This is a genomic window from Myxococcus sp. MISCRS1 (genome assembly GCF_026626605.1).
Taxonomy (GTDB): domain Bacteria; phylum Myxococcota; class Myxococcia; order Myxococcales; family Myxococcaceae; genus Myxococcus; species Myxococcus fulvus.
In genome coordinates this window covers 8765860-8784331 of record NZ_JAPNKB010000001.1, presented here as the reverse complement: position 1 = coordinate 8784331, position 18472 = coordinate 8765860, and the positions used below count along the sequence as shown (strand labels likewise).

The 18472-nt window shown below is 69.3% G+C and carries 13 protein-coding genes; 5 read left to right on the top strand and 8 right to left on the bottom strand.

The annotated features are described in order from the left end of the window. Positions 1-80 precede the first annotated feature (80 nt). The 6 genes from OWM54_RS35300 to OWM54_RS35275 all read right to left on the bottom strand — a co-directional run bounded on the left by OWM54_RS35300 (position 81) and on the right by OWM54_RS35275 (position 10174). Positions 81-1736 (bottom strand): DEAD/DEAH box helicase, encoded by a 1656-nt coding sequence (locus OWM54_RS35300; protein ID WP_267700273.1) that lies wholly within the window; start codon positions 1734-1736, stop codon positions 81-83. A 210-nt stretch (positions 1737-1946) separates the two neighbouring features. Continuing rightward, positions 1947-2579 carry an adventurous gliding motility protein CglE gene (gene cglE / locus OWM54_RS35295; RefSeq protein WP_141324395.1) on the bottom strand — a complete coding sequence of 211 codons (633 nt, stop codon included), beginning with the start codon at positions 2577-2579 and terminating at the stop codon, positions 1947-1949. Positions 2580-2684: 105 nt separating this feature from the next. Beyond that, positions 2685-4640 carry an adventurous gliding motility protein GltG gene (gene gltG, locus OWM54_RS35290; RefSeq protein ID WP_267700272.1) on the bottom strand — a complete coding sequence of 652 codons (1956 nt, stop codon included), beginning with the start codon at positions 4638-4640 and terminating at the stop codon, positions 2685-2687. A gap of 79 nt (positions 4641-4719) precedes the next feature. Then, complete coding sequence (cglF, locus tag OWM54_RS35285) at positions 4720-4998, bottom strand: adventurous gliding motility protein CglF (protein ID WP_223784114.1); 279 nt, start codon at positions 4996-4998, stop codon at positions 4720-4722. Positions 4999-5126: 128 nt separating this feature from the next. Then, positions 5127-6587, bottom strand: a complete 1461-nt coding sequence (gene gltE / locus OWM54_RS35280) for an adventurous gliding motility TPR repeat lipoprotein GltE (RefSeq protein ID WP_223745732.1) — start codon at positions 6585-6587, stop codon at positions 5127-5129. Continuing rightward, positions 6587-10174 carry a tetratricopeptide repeat protein gene (locus OWM54_RS35275; protein ID WP_267700271.1) on the bottom strand — a complete coding sequence of 1196 codons (3588 nt, stop codon included), beginning with the start codon at positions 10172-10174 and terminating at the stop codon, positions 6587-6589. Before OWM54_RS35275 ends, gltE begins: the two co-directional genes overlap by 1 nt. A 281-nt stretch (positions 10175-10455) precedes the next feature. Here OWM54_RS35275 and OWM54_RS35270 point away from each other — a divergent pair, with 281 nt between their 5' ends. The 3 genes from OWM54_RS35270 to cutA all read left to right on the top strand — a co-directional run bounded on the left by OWM54_RS35270 (position 10456) and on the right by cutA (position 12543). Continuing rightward, entirely contained in the window at positions 10456-11118 is a 663-nt protein-coding gene (locus OWM54_RS35270; protein WP_141324400.1) for a hypothetical protein, read from the top strand. A 59-nt stretch (positions 11119-11177) separates the two neighbouring features. Further along, the gene (locus OWM54_RS35265; RefSeq protein ID WP_223745730.1) at positions 11178-12140 is read left to right on the top strand and encodes an ATP-binding protein; all 963 of its coding nucleotides are present in this window, start codon (positions 11178-11180) and stop codon (positions 12138-12140) included. Between the two features lie 76 nt (positions 12141-12216). Next, complete coding sequence (gene cutA / locus OWM54_RS35260; RefSeq protein WP_267700270.1) at positions 12217-12543, top strand: divalent-cation tolerance protein CutA; 327 nt, start codon at positions 12217-12219, stop codon at positions 12541-12543. Here cutA and OWM54_RS35255 read toward each other — a convergent pair. Further along, the gene (locus OWM54_RS35255) at positions 12538-15207 is read right to left on the bottom strand and encodes an ATP-dependent Clp protease ATP-binding subunit (protein WP_267700269.1); all 2670 of its coding nucleotides are present in this window, start codon (positions 15205-15207) and stop codon (positions 12538-12540) included. The two genes, cutA and OWM54_RS35255, sit on opposite strands and share 6 nt — an antisense overlap. Positions 15208-15437: 230 nt before the next feature. On the opposite strand from OWM54_RS35255, the gene OWM54_RS35250 reads away from it, so the two are divergent. After that, the gene (locus OWM54_RS35250; protein ID WP_267700268.1) at positions 15438-15878 is read left to right on the top strand and encodes a hypothetical protein; all 441 of its coding nucleotides are present in this window, start codon (positions 15438-15440) and stop codon (positions 15876-15878) included. Positions 15879-15887: 9 nt separating this feature from the next. On the opposite strand, the gene OWM54_RS35245 is transcribed toward OWM54_RS35250, so the two are convergent. Continuing rightward, a complete protein-coding gene (locus OWM54_RS35245) occupies positions 15888-16280 on the bottom strand; it encodes a LysM peptidoglycan-binding domain-containing protein (protein WP_141324405.1) in 393 nt (130 codons plus the stop codon). A 406-nt stretch (positions 16281-16686) separates the two neighbouring features. Between OWM54_RS35245 and OWM54_RS35240 the strand changes: the two genes are divergently transcribed. Next, positions 16687-18324 (top strand): right-handed parallel beta-helix repeat-containing protein, encoded by a 1638-nt coding sequence (locus OWM54_RS35240; protein ID WP_267700267.1) that lies wholly within the window; start codon positions 16687-16689, stop codon positions 18322-18324. Positions 18325-18472: the final 148 nt, after the last annotated feature.

Here is an 18472-nt window from a genome sequence, read left to right as displayed (position 1 = left end):
CCGCCGGACTCTACCGGCCGCGAGCGCCCCCGAGCAATCGTGCAGAACCCGCCAAAGGGCGGGAATCATTGGCCTTCTTGCTACTCGGCCGAGGAAGCGTCGGGGGATGTGTCCCCGTCCTCGCCCCCAGCGGACGCCTCGGTGGGCGCCGGAGCAGGAGCCGCCTCGGGCAGCGCCTTGGCCCGCTCCAGACCCGCGCTGTCATTCAGCTGGGTGTAGAGGGCCACGGCCTTGTCGCGCTGCTGCAGCTCCTCCGCGAGCTGGGCGGCGCGAGTCAGGTTGCCGAGCTTCTCGTGGAGCGGCAGGGCCTTGTCCTTGCGCCCCGCGGCCTCCCACGCCTCGGCGGACGCGGCGACGTCGCCCAGCAGCTCCAGCCAGCGGGCACGGCCCGCGGGCTTCTGCTCCGACTCGGCCCGGGCCAGCTCGCGCTGCGCCAGCTCCTTCGCCTCGTCGTCCAGCTTCAGCCGCTGCATGAAGTGGAACGCCTTGGGCGGAGGCAGCGTGCCGAGCACCTCCACCGCCTCGCGGCGCTGGCCGGCCGCCACGAGCAGCGTGGCCGCGCCCAGACGGTCTCCACGCTCCACCAGGCTCTTCACCTCGAGCCCGCGGATGCGGTTGGCGCTGGCCATGTCCCGCGAGCGCTCGTACGACTTGCGCGCCAGGGTCAGCTTGCCCGCGCGCTCATAGGCGAGCGCCGCCTGGTCGAACTGGCGGGCCCGCTCGTACAGGCGCGCCACGTTCTCGAAGTCGCCCTTGCCCACGTAGTGCTCCATGAGGAGCTCGTAGGCGCCGGCCTTCTCCAGCGTGGGGGCGAGCTGATCCGCCGGCAGCGTGCTCACCAGCTTGCGCGCGGAGTCGTTGTCCCCACCCGCGAGGGCGTTGCGCAGGGCGCTCTTGAGGTCCCCGCCCGCCTCGAACAGGCGCGCCGCGTCGGCGAAGCCGCCGTTGCGCTCGTGGAGCCGGCCCGCGTCACGCGTGCGGCCCATGGCCTCCAGCTGCTTGGCCTGCTCCTTCCAGTCGCCGGTCAGCTCGGGCACCGGACGGCGCTCACCGGGCGCGCCGCGCTCCGGACGCTCACCGCGCTCCCGACGCTCGCCCCGCTCCGGGCGCTCACGACGCTCACCGGACGCGCCGCGCTCCGGACGCTCACCGCGCTCCCGACGCTCGCCCCGCTCCGGGCGCTCGCGACGCTCACCGCGCTCCGGACGCGACTCCGTCCGGGCCTGCGCGGGCGCCTGGGGCTCCTCGACCTCGGGACCCGGCTGACGGCCGCTGGCGGTGAAGGCCGCCTCGGCGCGCTCCTTGTCGCCCGCAGCACGCCAGACCTGTCCCACCAGGAACAGCACGTCCGTCCACGCGTCGAACTTCTCCTTCGCCGGGTCCACCGCGGGCGCCGCCGGAGCCGCCGCCTCCGCGGGCGCGCCCTCCGTGGCGACAGCCTCGGCACCCTCGGCCGGAGCCGCCGCCTCCGCAGCAGCCGCGGGAGCCTCGGCCGGAGCCGCGTCGGCGGCGGCAGCCTCCGGCGCGGCCGGCTTGGGCTGACGCTGCACGCGCAGCATCGTGGTGATGAGGCGACCTCGCGTGTTGAGGTCCAGATCATCCAGGGACTTCAGCCGCATGGGCCGCAGCGAGCGGACGATCGCCTGCAGCGGGGCCTTCTCGGCCGTGAAGTCCGTCTTGGACAGCGCCTTCTCCAGGACGCTCAGCTCGGAGATGACCCGCTGGCCCGGGCCCACGGGGCCCTCGTCGCGGCCACGACCCCGGCCCTCGCCACGGCCACGTCCCTCGCCCCTGCCACCACCAGGGCCTCCGGGACCGCCACGGCCACCAAATCCACCGCCAGGACCATCACGGCGCGGGCCCTGACCCGGCGCACCCCCGTCACGACCGCGCCCACCCTGGCGCGGCCCACCGCTTCCATTCTCCTGAGGCACGTCTATCTCCCGCTAGAACGCGTAGCGAATGTTCGGCGCCACAGCGAATCCGAACGAGCCTCCGGAAACGAGGTAGTTCCCCGTGACCTCGAGCCCCACGGAAAAGTGGCGCAACCGTGTGTAGTACTCCACTCCGGGCCCGGCAAACACAAGAATGTCGGAATCCGGAAGGAGACGCTTCGGCGAGAACATCGCATAACCCGCGCCCGCGCGGAGATAGAACCACGTGCGCTTCACTTCCTGGCTGTCGGCCAGGCCCACCAGACGCGCGCGCAGCACCGCGCCCGGGACGAAGGTGGAGTAGTCGCCGGACACCGCGCCGCCGGACTCGCCGATGTACTCGGCGCTGGTGCGGATGCTGGAGCCCATGACGAACAGGCCCACGGAGATGCGCTCGCCCAGGTCCACGCCCACCTCCACCTGGGCCATGGGGCCGGAGGAGAAGGGCCGGGGCGTCCCCTCGGCCGCGGGCGGGTTGGTCACGAACAGCGGACCGCCGAGCAGCGCGAAGTAGAAGCCACGCTCGATTTCATCGAACGTGGTGGCGGGCCGGTCGCCCGTCGCCGTGGTGGGTGGTTGCTGTGCGCTCGCGGCCATGGGGAGGACGAACGCGGCACACAGGGCAATGGGGGCGAGGGCTTTCATGCGGTCCTGAGGTTGACGGGGGCTCCCACGGGGGACGGGAGCCGGGGTGACTGCGCGGGCGGCCCCGGGGAAGGGCCGCCCGTCCGACAATGAACATCCGGCGCGCTACTCGCCGGACTGCTTGAAGATGAACGGATAGGTGACGACCACCACGCCACCACCCTTGGGCTCGGGGAACTTCCAGGTGCGAACGCGGCCCGCCACACACGTCTCCAGCTCCGCGTTGCCCGCCGTGGACTGCGCCACCGAGGACGACGCCACGGAGCCGGTGGCCGTGATGACGAACTTCACCGCCACCTTGCCGCCCAGCTTCGGGAAGCGGTTGAGCATGCTCTCGTAGCAGTAGCGGATCTGCGCGCGGTTGGCCTGGATGACCTTGCGGATGAGCTCCTTGTCCAGCGAGCCCATGACCTCCGGGTCGGACGAGGTGATGCCCACGTCCACGCTGGACTTGCCGCCCAGCACGCCCACGCCGGTGCCGTAGCTGCCGGTGCCACCGCCGCGGCCCTTGGTGCCGATGCCGCCGATGCCCACGGTGTCACCCGTGCCGCCGCCGCCGCCGCCGGAGCCGCGCAGGCCCAGGCCGCCGAAGCCGCCCGAGTTGCCCGCCTTGGCGCCGAACATGTTGCCCATGGCGCTCTTCAGGTCGCCGCCCAGGCCCTTGCTGCCGAAGACGGTGGAGATGCCGCCCTTGCCGCCGCCGAAGATCTTCGCGGTCAGCGCGCGCGCCTCGTCCTTCTTGTTCGGGTCGCCCTTGGGCGCGGTGCGGTTGTTGGTCTTGGGCGCGTCCTTCTTGCCCATCTGACCCTCGTCACCGCGGCTCTTGGCCGCCATCTCGCCGCTCTTCTTCGCCTCCTTCTGCTGATTGAGGCGCTCGAGGAACTTGTTCTTCTGCACCTCGGGCGGCTTGATGATGAGCTTGGCGATGCGCGCGGAGTTGGCGGACAGCTCGTCCGCGTACTCGTCACCCTCGCCGGTGCGGTTCATCGCGGTGATGACGAACGCGGTGGCCGCGAAGAACATCACCAGGAAGATGTTGAGCGCGGTGTAGTCCAGCGACTCGCCCAGCGGCGCCACGACGCGCTTGGGAACGGACTGGAAGACGGCCTCCATCGTCACGCCGCCCAGGTCCACCCAGAAGAAGTCCTCCGCGTCGAGCGTGAGCGTGTACGCGTCACCCTCGTGCGAGGCCTTGCCGGACTCGATGACCGCCTTGAGCTCCTGCGTCTCGCCCTTGCGCACCAGCTCGCCCTTCATCTTGCCGGTGAAGCGCACGGTGAAGGACTGGCCGTCGGTGCGGAGCACCTCGAAGCGCGGGCCGCCCAGCTTGGCGTCCCCCATGACGAAGTCGACGCCCGCGGCGCTGCCCACCGCCACGGCGCGCTTGGCGCCCGGGCCCACGAAGAACTCGCCCACCCGCTGATCGCCCCAGGAGAAGCGCAGCGCCACGCCCTGCGGACCGCTCGACTTGGAGCGGCGCACGGTGCGAGCACGCGGCGCGGCCTCGGCGGCGGCCTCGCGGGCCACGGGAGCGGGCTCCTCTTCGGCGGCCACGATGGCGTTCTTCTGCGTGGCGGCGACGGAGGCATCCAGCGCGCCCGAGCTCGCGGCGGCGGCCGGAGCGGGGGCCTCGGGCTCGGCGGCCACGGCGGCGGCCTGCGCGAGCCCGGCGGCCGGAGCGCCCGCGGCCAGCACGGGGTTCTTCTCCGTGGTGGCGTCGGTGCTCGCGGCGGCGACGGCCAGGTTCACCGCGGCCACGGCGGCCGGGTTCTCCAGGTGGATGGTCGTCCCACCCACGCGAATCCTGTCACCGAACGACAGCTGGCCCTTGTTGACCCGCTTGTCGTTGACATACGTCCCCTCGACGCTGCCCATGTCGATGATGGACATGGAGCCGTCGCCGGCGACCTCGATGACGGAGTGGATGCGGCTGACCTTCTCGTCCTCCAGGCACAGGTGCGCCGAGGACAGACGGCCAATCTTGATGATGTCGCGCTCGTAGTCCTTGGACGTGACCAACGTCTCGCCCTTGAAGACCTTGAGTGTCAGCGGAACGGCCATGAAGGCTCCTGCGTGGGGTCAATGCCCGGTATGACAACGCGCGCGCCGGCAGGTTCCCACCGGCGCAGGAAGGCGGAAACTACAGCTCGCCCACCGACTGCATCACCTTGTCCTCGAAGTCCTCGCGGATGCGGATGAGGTTCGAGTGCTTCACCTTGTCGCGCGCCTCGATGTACTCGCCGTCCGGCTTGGTGAGGTCGCCTTCGATGGTGTCGTCCTCGAAGTCGATGTTGGTGGTCTTCGAGTAGCGCACATTGCCGTCGCCCGCCCCACCACCCGCCGGCTTGGCGGCGTCGTCATCCTGGGCGAACGCGGTCGCCGCCGAGAGCACCGCGCACAGCATCAGAGCCTTCCGCATCACTGTCTCCCACGCGGGCCCCGCCGGGCCCGTTCCACACCGTGTGTCCGCTGACGCGGACACCGCGAAGGTTCGCATCATCGCCCCGGGGCCCGCCACAGCGAAGGCACCCGGGGACGTCCCAACTTTCACAGCAGGTCGTCTTCGGGCTCACCCGGCTCGGAAGGATCCGCCGTGCCTGCATTCTTCTTCTCCGCGGGCGCAGGCGCAGGTGCGGGCGACGGGGGCGGAGTCCCACCCGCGGGCGTGGCCTGCGCGCCCGTACCGGAGCCGGCCACCGGAGCCACGGCGCCACCCGGGGGCGGGGCCTGGTTCTTCTCCTGGTTCTTCTTCTCCGCGGCCTGCATCTGGGACTGCTGCTGCTTCTGGAGCTCCTCCATCTTCTTCGCCTGCTGCTCGGCCATGGCGGCCTCGCGCTTGGCGTTGACGAGCGTCTCCGCCTCGCGCAGCAGCCCGAAGACCGGGGACTCACCGGAGAGGCCCACGCCGTCACCCGCCATGGCGACGTACTTCTTGTAGAGCTCCAGGGCGCGCTCGGGGGCGTCCTTCACCTTGTGCAGGATGATGGCGCGGTTGAGGCTCACCGCCGCCAGCTCCGGGTCGAGCTTCTCCGCCTCGTCGTACTCCTGCATCGCCTTGTCGTACTGCCCCTGGCCCTTGTAGGAGAGGCCCAGGTTCAGGTGCGCGGTGGCGTTCTTCCCGTCCGCCTGCAGGATGCGGCGCAGGTGCTCCTCGGCGCCGGGGTAGTCCTCCGCGTCGAGCGACAGCTGGGCCAGCTCCACGTGCGAGGGGACATAGTCGTCGCGCGCCTCCAGGGCCTTCTTGAAGGACAGCCGCGCGTCGTCCGCGTTGCCCTCGCGCAGTTGGATGATGCCCACCAGGTGGTGCAGCTCCGGGTCCGCGCCGTCCAGCTTCACGCCGCGCAGCGCCACCAGCTTCGCCATGGAGAGCTGCTTGCGGTCCAGGTAGCTGCGGATCATCACCTTCAGCGCGGTGGTGGACGCGGGGTCGCGCATCAGCGCGCCGCGCGACAGCTCCATCGCCTTGTCGTGGTCGTTCTGCTGCCGGTAGATCTCCGCCAGACGGGCGCGCGACTGCGCGTCGTCCGGGTAGCGCTGGAGGACCTCCTGGTAGAGGGCCACGGCGCCGGCCACGTTGCCCGCGTTCTGCTCCATGACGGCCAGGTTCTCCGACGCCTGGCGCAGCGAGGGCTTCTTGGTGAGCGCGGCCTTGTAGCGGGCCTTGGCCTCGGTGGTGTTGCCCTGGCGCTCGGCGATGACGCCCAGGTTGTACTCGGCCTCGGCCAGGTTCGCGTCGGACTCCAGGGCCGACTTGAACTTGCGCTCCAGCGCCGGGTAGTCGAACGCCTTGGCCTTCTTCTGCGTGTCGAAGGACTTCACCGCGTCCTCGAAGCGGGCCTTGGCCGTGTTCGAGATGGGCGGCGGCGGCGCGTCCGACGGGGACTTCGCGACGGGGCCCTTGGACGGAGCCGCGGGGCCGGTGGCCTTGGACGAGGAGCAGCCGGCGGCGATGAGCGCCGCGGCGGCCAGCAGGGGGAACAGGCGCATGGTACGGGTCGTCCGGTTCATTAGAGGAAGTCCTCCGGCTCCTCGTCGGCGCCGCCCGACTTGGCGGGCTTGGTGCCGTCCGGGGTGGAGGCGGTGGACTTGGTGTCCACCTGGGTCTCGGTCTGCGAGCGCAGCTGCGCGGTGAGGTCCGTGAGGTCCTCCTGCAGCGTCTCCTTCTTCTTCTGGGCCTCGGCCACCGCGGTGGGCGCCGGGGGCGGCACGTCCTGGATGCCCGCGAGCACGTCACCACCGATGAGCTGGCTGCGGCTCTTCAGGGCGACCTTCTCCTCGTGCATCTCCGGGTAGCGGTCCGGCTGGTAGGTCGTGCGCAGCATCTTCAGCGCCTCGGCGGCGCAGTCGTTGAACACGTCCAGCTCGCGGCTCTTGGCCACCGTGGCGGCGAAGGCCTCCGTGGCCTTGTCCTTGAGCGGCTGGGCCTGGTTGGAGAACTCGTCGCGCAGCGCCTGCTGGGACTCCTCGTCCAGGCCGCGGGGCATGGGCGCGTTGGTGACGCGGTCGGCGAAGTGGTCGTACGCCAGGCCGATGCGGTTGAGCGCGCACAGCGACGGCTCGGGCGCGCCCAGGGACACCGTCTGCACGTACTTCTTCTCCACCACCTGCAGCGCGCGGCTCTTGTCCTGGATGCTGGCGCGGAAGCGGTCCGGCGACGGCGGGGCGCCCCAGTACAGCTTCAGGCGCTTGTACTCGGCCCAGTCCGGCTCCACGCCCAGGAAGTGCGCCTCGGCGGCGGTGGCCAGCGCGGGCTTCTCCAGCGTGGTCTGCACGCGGCGCGGCAGCTGGTCGAAGTGCTCGCCCACGCGCTTGTACATGCGCACCACGTCGCGCGTCTTGTTCATCTTCTTGTACAGGTCGATGATGCGACCCTCGGCCGTGAGGAACTTGCTGGCCGAGCGCATGTTGTCGCGCTCGTACTCCTCGAGCATCTTGATGGCCTTCATCGCCGCGCCGCTCTTGCCGGTCAGGTCGATGATGGACAGCCGGATGTCGTCCGCGTCCTTCGCCTTCGGCCACAGCTCCAGGTAGCGCTCGCGGTTCTTCAGCGCGGCCTTCGTCTGGCCCAGGCCCTCGCGGTAGGTGGACGCGTTGAACAGCGCCACCTGCGCCTTGGACTCGTCCCACTTCTGCACCACCGCGGGCTTGTTGTCGTCGCCGCCGCCCTTCCTGGCGTTCCTGGCGCTCTTGCCGCGCGCCTTGGCGCCGCCGCCGCCCTTCTCCCCGAGGCTGCGCTCGTAGCCCTTCACGTACAGCTCGTACGTGGTCGCGGCCTGCTCGAAGTCGCCGATGGCCTCCAGCGCCTCCGCGTTCGCGTAGATGGAGTCCGGCACGTACTTGGAACGGGGGTACTGCGCGAAGAGCCGGGCGCGGACCTCGATGGTCTTATCCAGCATCTTGGCTTTGTAGTAGTCGACGGACGCGTTGTAGAGCGCCAGGTCGGCGATCTCCGTCTGCGGGAAGTCGTGCACGAAGTTGAGGTACGCCTCGGCCGCCTTGGCGAACTCCTTCTTCTCCTCCAGCTGGCTGACCAGCTTGAAGGACGACTGCTCGATGAGCTTCGCCAGGTCGTCGCGGAACTTGCCCGTCGCCAGCTTGTCGTTGGCGTAGAAGCGGCGCGCCCACTCGTTCACCTTCGCGAAGTCCTGCAGCAGGTTGTACGAGTCCAGGATGAGGTTGGCGCTGATCTCCGCCGCGCGCGAGCCGTCCTCGAACTTGTACTCGGGGTAGCCGAGCGCGATCTCGCTGAAGCGCAGCACCGCCTCGTCGAAGTGGTTGTGGCGGTAGTAGATGTTGGCCGCCTTGAAGGCGATCTCCACCCGCTTGTCGCCCTTGGGCACGTACTTGAGGTAGCGCTCGCACGCGTCCAGCAGCGCCTTCTTCAGCGTGGGGATGGTGGCCTTCTTGGTGATGTCGGAAGACACACCCTCGCTCTTCGCCTCGCCGCGCGACTCGGCCGTCTTGACGACCTCGTCGTAGGCGAGCACCGCGTTGTAGGCGGCGTTCTGCAGCCACTTGCCCGGCTTGCCCGGCTTGGGCTTGCCCTTGTCGTCCTTGGCCTCCAGCACCTTGGCGTCCTGCAGGACGACCAGCGTGTAGTTGGCGGCGGACTTCTCGTAGTTCTGCAGGTTGTCGTTGAGCAGCTCCGCCCAGAAGAAGCGCAGGTCGTACGCCTTGGGGTTGTCCGGGAAGAGCGTGAGGTAGTCGCTGTAGACGGCGTCCGCGTAGCGGAACGTGTCCTCGTTGCGCGTCTTCTTGCCCTCGTTGTGCCAGGTGACGGCCAGGTTGGACAGGGTGCGCTCGGACAGCTCCTTCGCCTCGGCGAGCAGCTTCTTGTCCTTGTCCTCCTTGATGACGCCGGAGCCCTCGACCTCCTTCATGATCTTCACGAGCCGGCGCACCTGGGCCACGGTGCGCTCCTTGTTGCCCATGCGCAGGATGCAGTCGACGATCTTCCCCTGGAAGCCGGGCGCCTCGGGCGACAGCGGCTTCTCCTTGATGAGGGAGTTGAAGGTCAGCGCCGCTTCGCGGTCCTTGCCGTCGCCGTAGTACATGTTGGCGAGCTGCTTCATCATCGTGAAGCGATCATCCGGATTGGACGCGACCTTGCCGAAGTCCGCGCGCGCCTGGGCCACGTCACCCTGATGCGCGTACGCGCGCACGTAGTCCGTGCGGGCCTCGCGCACCAGCGAGCCACGGCCGCTCTTGCCGCCGTCCTTCTCCACCGCGTTGGCGCCGGCCAGCTCGCCGTAGAGCACCACCGTCTTGAACTTGTCCTTCGCCGCCTCGTAGTCGCCCAGGTTGTAGTGGCACCAGCCCTGCTTGTAGAGGGCGAACGCGTACACCTGGCTCTCGGGGAACTCGGCGGCCTTCTTGTAGGCCACCAGCGCCTTCTCCAGCTCCGGGCGCTTGCCCTTGGAGTTGTTGAAGTAGTACTCGCCGAACGCCAGGTACGCGTCGGGGATGAACTTGGACGTCGGGTGCTTCTCCACCAGGCGCTTGAAGGCGACGAGCGCCTTCCTGTCCTGGCCCTCCTCCATCAGGTACTGACCGAGGAAGAAGAGCACCTCGTCCGTGCGCTCGAACTTCGGGTGCTCCTGGACGATCTTCGTGTACTGCTCGACGGCGAGCTTGCCGTACTCCTTCTGCCTGGCGACGAGCTCCGCCTTCTCCGCCTTGGCGCGCTGCTGGCCCGCGGCGTCGTTGGCGTTCATCGCCTTGAGCAGGTCGTCGTCCTTGCGGTTGGCCTCGAAGAAGTAGAACTTCGATTCCTCCCAATAGAACTCACCCAACCGGAACAACAGGCTGGGGACCTCCTTCGGGTCCGGCGACAGCGAGATGATCTTCTTCAGCGAGGCGATCTGCTCGCGCCGCTTGGAAGCCACCTGGAACTCGACGCCGAGGCGGAACTGGTCGTACTGGAGCGCGGGAGCGACTTCTTCCTTCTTCTTCTCTCGCGTGATGTCTCCGGCAAGGGACTTGTCCACCGCGGTGGCGGACTTCCTGCCGAGGTCGGCGTCACGCGGCGCTTTCTTCTCCTGAGCGGCGGAGGCCGTGGCCAGGAGCACGAGGCAGACGAGGAGCGAACGGCGCATGGTCTTCCTAAGCGGGGGGGACCGGCGTCCCCGGTTGCTTGCCAGACAGCCAAGTGGCCGGGAATCTTCGGGAATTTCCATTCGGGGAGAACCACTATGCGCGGTTTCCAAGGGCAGGGTCAACCCTGACTGGCTGGCCGCTCCAGAAGTGGAAAGCATGCCGGCAAACTTCCAGAACGACTGTGAAAAGGACGACAAGGTGGTTGCCTTGTCGGACCCACCGGGTATGGGGGAGCGGACGGCCGGCTGTCCGGTCGCCCTGCTGGGAGTCGCGCTGGATCATGAGCCTGTTGCCGGAGAGCGCCAGCTTCGAGGAGCTGGTGCAGGACTACTTCCTCGCGGTGCGTGGCGCGGGGCTCATGTTGTCGGCGTTGGACACGGAGCTGCTCACGGCGTGGGCCCGGGAGGGTGTGCCCTTCGAGGTGGTGGCGCGAGGCATCTCCCGCTCCGCGGAGAAGGCCCTGTGGGATGCGCGTCCGGGTGAGCCGGTTCTGCGCAACCTGCGCGCGTGCCGGCGGCAGGTGGACGCGGAGATCAAGAAGTACCGCGCGCTGGCGGCGGGCGCGGGCGTGGCCGCGGAGCCGGAGGCCCCCTCGCGACGTCGCAAGGCGCTGTCGTGGGAAGAGACCCGACACGCCCGGCTGGTGGACGCGCTCGAGGACCTGGCGGGGCGGGACTCCACGCTGGCGCCCCGGGTGGCGTGGCTGCGTGGGACGGTGCTGGCCCGCGTTCCGGAGGAGCCCTCCGCGCTGGATGCCCAGGAGTCCTTGAGCTTCCTGGTGCTCCTGCGCGCCCTGCCCTTCTCTCAACGTCACCAGGTGTGGCGCGACGCGCTTTCGGTGGGTAGCGAACAACAGGTGATGTCCGTGCGCGCGAGGAAGCTGTCGCGGCGCTTTCGCCTGGTGGCGGCGGTGCGGCGACGACTGGGCGTGAAGGAAGTGTGAGAAGCGGCCCGACACTGCTCGTGTGTTCAGTTCACGAGGGGACGGGGAAGGGCTCTGCTATGGCGATGCGCGAGATGGGTGTGGGAGCGAAGGTGGGCGGCGACGGCTGCCGTGTGTGTTCCGGCCGGACGTACGTCATCGAACGGCAGGGAGACCAGGCCCAGGCGCGCGTGTGCGTGTGCTCGGAGAGCTGCTCCGTCTGCGAGGGACGTGGCCATGTGCTCGTGGAGCGCGAGGCCGTCTTCAGCCAGAAGGTGGGTCCCAAGCGCTACGAGGTGATGGAGCCGTGCTCGTGCACGCGGCGGCGGCGGCGCGTGTCGCTCTACAACGAGGTGCGGCTGCCCGGCGTGGTGGCGCATGCGTCGTTCGACAACTACCGGGCCTTCAACGAGGCGCAGGACCGGGGCCGCGGCGTGGCGATGCACTTCGGCCACCAGTACGTGAAGGGCGCGACGTCCAAGGGCTTCATCTTGAGTGGCCCGGTGGGCACGGGGAAGACGCACCTGCTCGCGGCCACGCTCGGCCACCTGGTCATCGAGGTGGGCGTGCGGGCGCGGTACGTGGAGATCTCGCTGCTCTACGCCACCATCCGGCGCGGCTTCCAGGAGGGCAAGAGCGGCGGGGAGATCATCGGACCGCTGTCGGAGGTGGAGGTGCTGGCCATCGACGAGCTGGGCAAGGGGCGCGGCAGTCCCTTCGAGATGGAGACGCTCGATGAGCTCATCGCCCGCCGCTACAACGCGGGGCGCACCACGCTGTTCGCGACGAACTACTCGCTGGAGCCGGAGAAGAAGCAGCGCACCCACGGGCCCACGGGCTACCGGACCACGGAGGACGCGCGCGCCGCGGTGAAGGACTACGAGCTGCTGCGCGAGCGCGTGGGCGAGCGCATCTACAGCCGCCTGTGCGAGATGTGCACCTTCGTGGAGCTGCCGAAGGACACGCCGGACCGTCGGCGCACGCGGCAGGAGATGGACTCGCTGCACAACCCGCCCGCGGGAATGCGCAGCGCGGGCCGCTGAGCGCTTCCGGGTCGGAGCCGGGTATTCCGGCTCACGACAGTGGACGTGCCCGCGGGTCCTTTGCGTCAATGCGCGGATGACCGACGCCATCCTCGTCCTCGTCACCGCGCCCTCCGCCGACAAGGCCGCCGAGCTGGCGCGAAGCCTCGTGGAGGAGCAGCTCGCCGCGTGCGGCAACATCCTCCCCGGGCTGCGCTCCATCTACCGCTGGGAGGGCAAGGTGCAGGACGACGCGGAGGCGCTCATCCTCTTCAAGACGCGCGCCTCCCTCTTCGACGCCCTGCGCTCGCGCATCGTCGAGCTGCACCCCTACGACGTGCCGGAGGTCTTGCGCTTCGACATCGCCGGTGGCCATGCGCCCTACCTGGCCTGGATCCTGGACAGCACCCGCGCGCCGTCATGACGGGGCTGTCGTCGGCTCGGGCGTGACGGAGACACCGGCGTCCGCGGTGAAGACGAAGTGTCCGTCCTGGAAGTCGACGAGGATGCGCTGGCCCTCGCTCACCGAGCCTCGGAGCAGCATGCGGCTGATCTCCGTCTCCAGCTCGCGCTGGATGACGCGGCGAAGGGGCCTTGCCCCATAGCGCGGCTCGAAGCCCCGCTCCGCCAGCGCGTCGCGCGCGGTGTCCGTCAGCTCCAGGCGCAGGTTCTGCCCGTGCAGCTTGCGGCGGGTGGCCTCCAGCATCGTGTCGACGATGCGCCTCAACTGCGCGGGGTTGAGCGGATGGAAGACGATGATGTCGTCGATGCGGTTGATGAACTCCGGACGGAAGTGGCCGCGCAGCGCGTTCATCACCGCCTCGCTGGCGCGCTCCCGGCCCGTCTTCTCCTCGTCCTCCGAGCGCTGGAAGCCCAGCGCCGCCCTCGCGGCCCCCATCGCCTCCGAGCCCAGGTTGGACGTCATGATGATGACCGCGTTCTTGAAGTCCACCGTGCGCCCGCGTGAGTCCGTGAGCCGGCCGTCATCCAGGATTTGCAACAGCAGGTTGAACACGTCCGGGTGGGCCTTCTCCACCTCGTCGAACAGCAGCACCGAGTAGGGCCTGCGCCGCACCGCCTCCGTCAACCGACCGGCCTCCTCGTAGCCCACGTAACCGGGCGGCGCGCCGATGAGACGGCTCACGGTGTGGCGCTCCTGGAACTCGGACATGTCCAGGCGGATCATCGCGGCCTCGTCGTTGAACAGGTAGTCGGCCAGCGCGCGCGCCGTCTCCGTCTTCCCCACGCCCGTGGGCCCCAGGAACAGGAACGAGCCGATGGGCCGGTTCGGGTCCTTCAGCCCCGCGCGCGCACGGCGCACGGCTTCAGCGATGGCCCGGAGCGCGTCCTCCTGCCCCACCACGCGCTGCTTCAGCGCGTCTTCCATCTCCAAGAGTCGCTGGCTCTCCTCCTGCTGCAGCTTGCGCGCGGGGATGCCCGTCCACTCACTCACCACCGTGGCGATGTCCTCGGGCGTCACGGAGGGCTCGGTGACACCGCGTTTCAATTGCCACTGGGTCCGCAGCCCCTCCAGCTCGGTGCGCAGGGTCTCGATTTCGCCCTTGAGGCGGCTGGCCTCCTCGTAGCGCTCCCCTGCCACCGCGGCGCTCTTGTCCTTCTCCTTCTGCTCCAGCATCGCCTCCACCTCGCCCAGGCGGTCCGGCGCGGTGCGCGCGCCCAGGCGCACCATGGCGGAGGCCTCGTCGAGCAGGTCGATGGCCTTGTCCGGCAGGAAGCGGTCATTGACGTACTTGTCCGACAGCTCGACGGACGCAGTCAGCGACGTGTCGAGGATCTTCACCCGGTGGTGCGCCTCGTACGCGTCACGCAGCCCGCGCAGGATTTCGATGGCCTGCTCCGGCGTGGGCTCCGCCACCATGACCGGCTGGAAGCGCCGCTCGAGCGCGGCGTCCTTCTCGATGTTCTTGCGGTATTCGTCCAGCGTCGTGGCGCCCAGGCACTGGAGCTCGCCCCGCGCCAGGGCGGGCTTGAGCAGGTTGGACGCGTCCACCGCGCCCTCCGCGCCGCCCGCCCCCACCACCGTGTGCACCTCGTCGATGAAGAGGATGATCTGCCCCTTGAGGGCGCGAATCTCATCCATCAGTCCCTTGAAGCGCTCCTCGAATTCGCCCCGGAACTTCGTGCCTCCCAGCACGCTGCCCAGGTCCAGCGACAGCACGCGCTTGTCCTTGAGCACCTCCGGCACATCTCCCGAGATGATTCGCTGCGCGAGCCCCTCCGCGATGGCAGTCTTGCCCACACCCGGCTCGCCGATGAGCACCGGGTTGTTCTTCGTCTTGCGGCTCAAGATGCGGATGACGCGGCTGATCTCCTTCTCGCGCCCGATGACCGGGTCCAGCTCGCCGGCTCGCGCGAGCGCGGACACATCCCGCGTGAAGCGCGTGAGGTTCGGAGGCAGGCCTCCGCCCCCCTGACGGGCTGCGCCACCGGGCGCGGGCGTGGTCGGGCCCCCTATCGAGGCCATCAGGCGCTTGCGCAGCTCGTTGACGTCGACGCCCGAGAGGAACTGCGCGGCGAAGCTCTCCGCCTCCATCAGGATGCCCAGCAACAGGTGCTCGGGGCCGATGAAGCTGTGTCCCATCTGCAGGGCCTGGAGCCGCGCGATCTGGAGCACGCGCTTGACGCCGGAGGACAGCGCGACGACGGCCGCCTTGCGAGGCTCGCGGCGCGGCATCACCGCGTCCAGTCGCGTCTCGAACTCGTCCACGGGCGCGCCCAGGTGCTTGAGCGCCTCGCGCAGCTCCGGCACCGAGTGCAACAACGACAACAGCAGATGCTCGATGCGCATCCGCTCATAGCCCGAGTCGAGCGTCATCCGCGCCGCGCGCTCCAACACCTGCTGCGCCATCTCCGACAGCTGCGTGAGCAGGTTCTCCCGGCTCCGCGGGCGCGGGCCCATCAACTGCTCGACGAGGCTCTCCAGGCTGCCGAAGCCATTCGCTCCGCTCAGCCCCACGCCCATCGCGCTCGCGCAGTGGTTGCAGAGCTGGAGGGTCGTCTCCTGTCCCTCCATCCGCTTCTTGAGCTGGACCGCGGCCGGGCGCGTTCCACAGTTCTGACACAGCATGGTCGACGACCTCCGCGCTCCACTCCCTCGGGCAAGCTAGGGACGGAGGCGAGCGCGGGGCTCGCCCATGAGCAGGCGTGCTGACGAGCCGCCCTCCAGCTCCTCGGAGGGTGGACACACATGAGCGCCCCACCTCATCCCCGGGGACATTGCCCCCGCGTGAGGCCGGCCGCACATCTTCCTTTCGGGTCAGCCCCAGGGGAACATCGGTCCGAGCGCCCCGGAGAGCCATGTCGCATCGCCTGACCCTCCCAGCCCGTTCCGCACGCCTCGCCCTCCTGGGCGCCACGGTGCTGTGTGCGTGTACTTCGGGACGGGTCGCGTCGCGGGATGAGGGCGCCGAGCGCATCGCGGCCATCATCGGGACACCGGAGCGCGAGGAGCCCATCCCCGAGGGCATCGTCTTCGTGCCGGACACGACGCCGCTGCCCGAGGAGGACTCGCTCGCCCTGAGCCACGCCCCCGAGCCGCCCCGTCTCCCGGAGCGGGTGGACCGTGGATGGCCCTGGGCGCCCTACTCCACCGGACCGCTGCTCGGCATGTGCTCGCGGCCACCGCACCGGGCCATCCTCCCGGCCCCCGTGCCTCCGGCGTGCCTGCTGGCGCCAGGCTCCATCCGCTTCCACCTCACGCCGAGGCCCGGTGGCAGCATCCCGGGCCTGCTGCCCTGACCGGCTCCGTCAGGCCTGCGCAATCGACTTGGGCGGCAGCTTGAGCACCTGGCCCACCTTGATCTTGTCCGGGTCCTTGAGCTGGTCCTTGTTGGCCTCGAAAATCTTGGGGTACAGCTTCACGTCCCCGTAGATGTCCTTGGCCAGCTTCCCCAGCGTGTCACCGGACTTCACCGTGTAGAGGCCGTACGGCTCCGCGTTCGTCACGGTGAGGTTGACCATGATCTCCTGCTGCCAGTTCGCGTGCTTCGCCTTGATCTGATCCCAGATGCGGTCGCGGTCCCACGCGTGGTCCACCGAGCCCTTGAGGATGAGCTTCCCGTTCTCCTCTCGGGACTCGACCTTCGCGCCAACCGTCTTCGCCACCTCGAGCACGTCCTGATAGTCGTTCTGCAGGGCCATGGGCGCTCCTCCTGTCGGGTCCGGTCGCACGATGTCCACGCAGCGGCCAGCGTGCGAGGCGGCGCACTGTAGGCACGCCCGCCTCGACTCCTGTCTCGCCCTCCAGGCCCTCGTGTTCGCCGCGTAACGGACACCGTCGCGAGTGGCTGCCTCGTCGCTCGACGACGGGCCTTGCGAGCCATCGCCGCCCGTCAAGTGGCCGAGCACGAGTGACGTTCCATCGGCTTGGCGCTTCGTGGTACCGGAATGGACCGAGCCACGGCCCTCCTTCACCAGTGCTTCTCGCGCGGGAAGGAAGACAGGTCGCCTGCTTCACGAGGGAACGGACGGCGCGGGGAGCCAGAATAGCGCTCGCCCTCCCGGACGTTCATTGGCTCGCTCACCCCCCCAGAGGAGTCAACCCCCCATGTCCACGCTGCGCAGCCTGTGCCTCATCGGAGCTTTCTCCGTGGGAGGCCTCGCCTGTACCGGAAACACGGAGTCCACCTCCCCCTCGGGCGCCATCCCCAACCCCACCCGCCCCACCCTCCCGTCCACCGGCAATCCCCAGCAGCCCGAGCCGGACCCCACGCCCCCCGTCACGGAGATTCCAACACCGTCTCCAACGACGCCCACCACTCCGGACACGCCCTCACCCGAGGCGCCCGCCGAGCCCCAGTACTCCCGCGAGTGGTTCGTGAGTCCGTCCGGCAACGACTCCGCGGCCGGCAACGAATCGCGTCCGCTGCGCACCATCTCCAAGGCCATCACCCTGGCGGGTCCGGGCGAAATCATCCGCGTCCAGGCGGGCACCTATGCGGAGAAGCTGGTGTTCGACTCCAGCGTGCGCGCGGGCACCGCGAGCGCGCCCATCACCCTGCGCGGAGAGGGCAAGGCGAAGCTCGTCCCCACCTCGGGCGGGTGGTACATGGCGCTCGTGCAGCGGCCGAACTGGCGCATCGAGGGCTTCGAGTTCGACGTGCGCGGCCAGCGCCAGGTCGCGGTGACGTTCGCCGGTGACACGCAGGGCAGCGTGCTGGCGAACAACGACCTGCACCACGGCTCCTTCGGCAGCGGCATTAGCACGGACGCCGGCGCGCGGGGCGTCACCATCGAGAACAACCACATCCACCACTTCGCCCAGGGGAGCACCGACTCCCACGGCGTCGTCATCGCCCCCACGTCGAAGAACATCACCGTGCGCGGCAACGACATCCACGACAACTCGGGTGACTCCGTGCAGTGCCTGGGGCCCGAGGGCTTCAGCAACGACGCGCCCGCCGCCGGGGTCCTCATCGAGGGCAACGACATGTATGACAACCGCGAGAACGCGGTGGACATCAAGACGTGTCACGACGTCACGGTGCGCGGCAACCGGATGCACGGCTTCACCAAGTCCGCGACGTCGCGGGGCGAGGCAATCGTGGTGCACTACTCCGCGAAGAACATCATCATCGAGGACAACGACATCTCGCAGGCCTCGCTGGGCGTCGCCATCGGCGGCAACCGCTTGAATGCCCCGCCCACCAACGTGTCCATCCGGCGCAACCGCATCTTCAACCTGAAGACGCCCGAGGGCTCCGCCATCCGCATCGAGAACGGCGTGGACGTGCGCGTGCTGCACAACACCGTGACGGGGACGAACGGGTTCGCGCTGGTGCTCGGCCACGGCACGGGGGGCGACTCCACCAACGTCGCTGTGCGCAACAACATCTTCGACACGAAGAACGCGGTGCACCTGGGCCACAGCGCGCCGGGACTGAAGATGGAGTCCAACCTCTACCGGCCGGGCGCCAACTTCACGACGGGCAACTTCTTCGTCCCCGAGCTGTCGTGGGTGGGGACGTTGTTCGCCGCGTGGAAGCAGCAGGAGGGCCAGGACGTGACCTCCATCGAAGCGCTCAACGCGCTGGTCGACACGGACTCGCTCGAGCCCGGGCCAGGCGCGGTGGACAAGGGCATGGACCTGGGCCTGCCCTACTGCGGCGCCGCGCCGGACGTGGGCGCCATCGAGTCCGACTGCCCCACCGCCCTGCAGACGGCGACGGCGGAGCTCACCGAGTAGCACTCAGGTGATGACCTCCCACGCGGGCTGTCGCGTGGGAGGTTGCTTCGGGCGTCGAGCCGCGAGTTCGAGGCTCGCGGCATCCGCCCGCGGTGCACGGCCTCACGCATCCGGCATGCGTGGGCCGTGTCGACATCGGTCTTCGCAT

Coding starts and splice junctions, on each gene's coding strand:
- cglE (WP_141324395.1), bottom strand. CDS start 2,579: ATGAAAGCCCTCGCCCCCATTGCCCTGTGTGCCGCGTTCGTCCTCCCC.
- gltG (WP_267700272.1), bottom strand. CDS start 4,640: ATGGCCGTTCCGCTGACACTCAAGGTCTTCAAGGGCGAGACGTTGGTC.
- cglF (WP_223784114.1), bottom strand. CDS start 4,998: ATGCGGAAGGCTCTGATGCTGTGCGCGGTGCTCTCGGCGGCGACCGCG.
- gltE (WP_223745732.1), bottom strand. CDS start 6,587: ATGAACCGGACGACCCGTACCATGCGCCTGTTCCCCCTGCTGGCCGCC.
- OWM54_RS35275 (WP_267700271.1), bottom strand. CDS start 10,174: ATGCGCCGTTCGCTCCTCGTCTGCCTCGTGCTCCTGGCCACGGCCTCC.
- OWM54_RS35270 (WP_141324400.1), top strand. CDS start 10,456: ATGAGCCTGTTGCCGGAGAGCGCCAGCTTCGAGGAGCTGGTGCAGGAC.
- OWM54_RS35265 (WP_223745730.1), top strand. CDS start 11,178: ATGGCGATGCGCGAGATGGGTGTGGGAGCGAAGGTGGGCGGCGACGGC.
- cutA (WP_267700270.1), top strand. CDS start 12,217: ATGACCGACGCCATCCTCGTCCTCGTCACCGCGCCCTCCGCCGACAAG.
- OWM54_RS35255 (WP_267700269.1), bottom strand. CDS start 15,207: ATGCTGTGTCAGAACTGTGGAACGCGCCCGGCCGCGGTCCAGCTCAAG.
- OWM54_RS35250 (WP_267700268.1), top strand. CDS start 15,438: ATGTCGCATCGCCTGACCCTCCCAGCCCGTTCCGCACGCCTCGCCCTC.
- OWM54_RS35245 (WP_141324405.1), bottom strand. CDS start 16,280: ATGGCCCTGCAGAACGACTATCAGGACGTGCTCGAGGTGGCGAAGACG.
- OWM54_RS35240 (WP_267700267.1), top strand. CDS start 16,687: ATGTCCACGCTGCGCAGCCTGTGCCTCATCGGAGCTTTCTCCGTGGGA.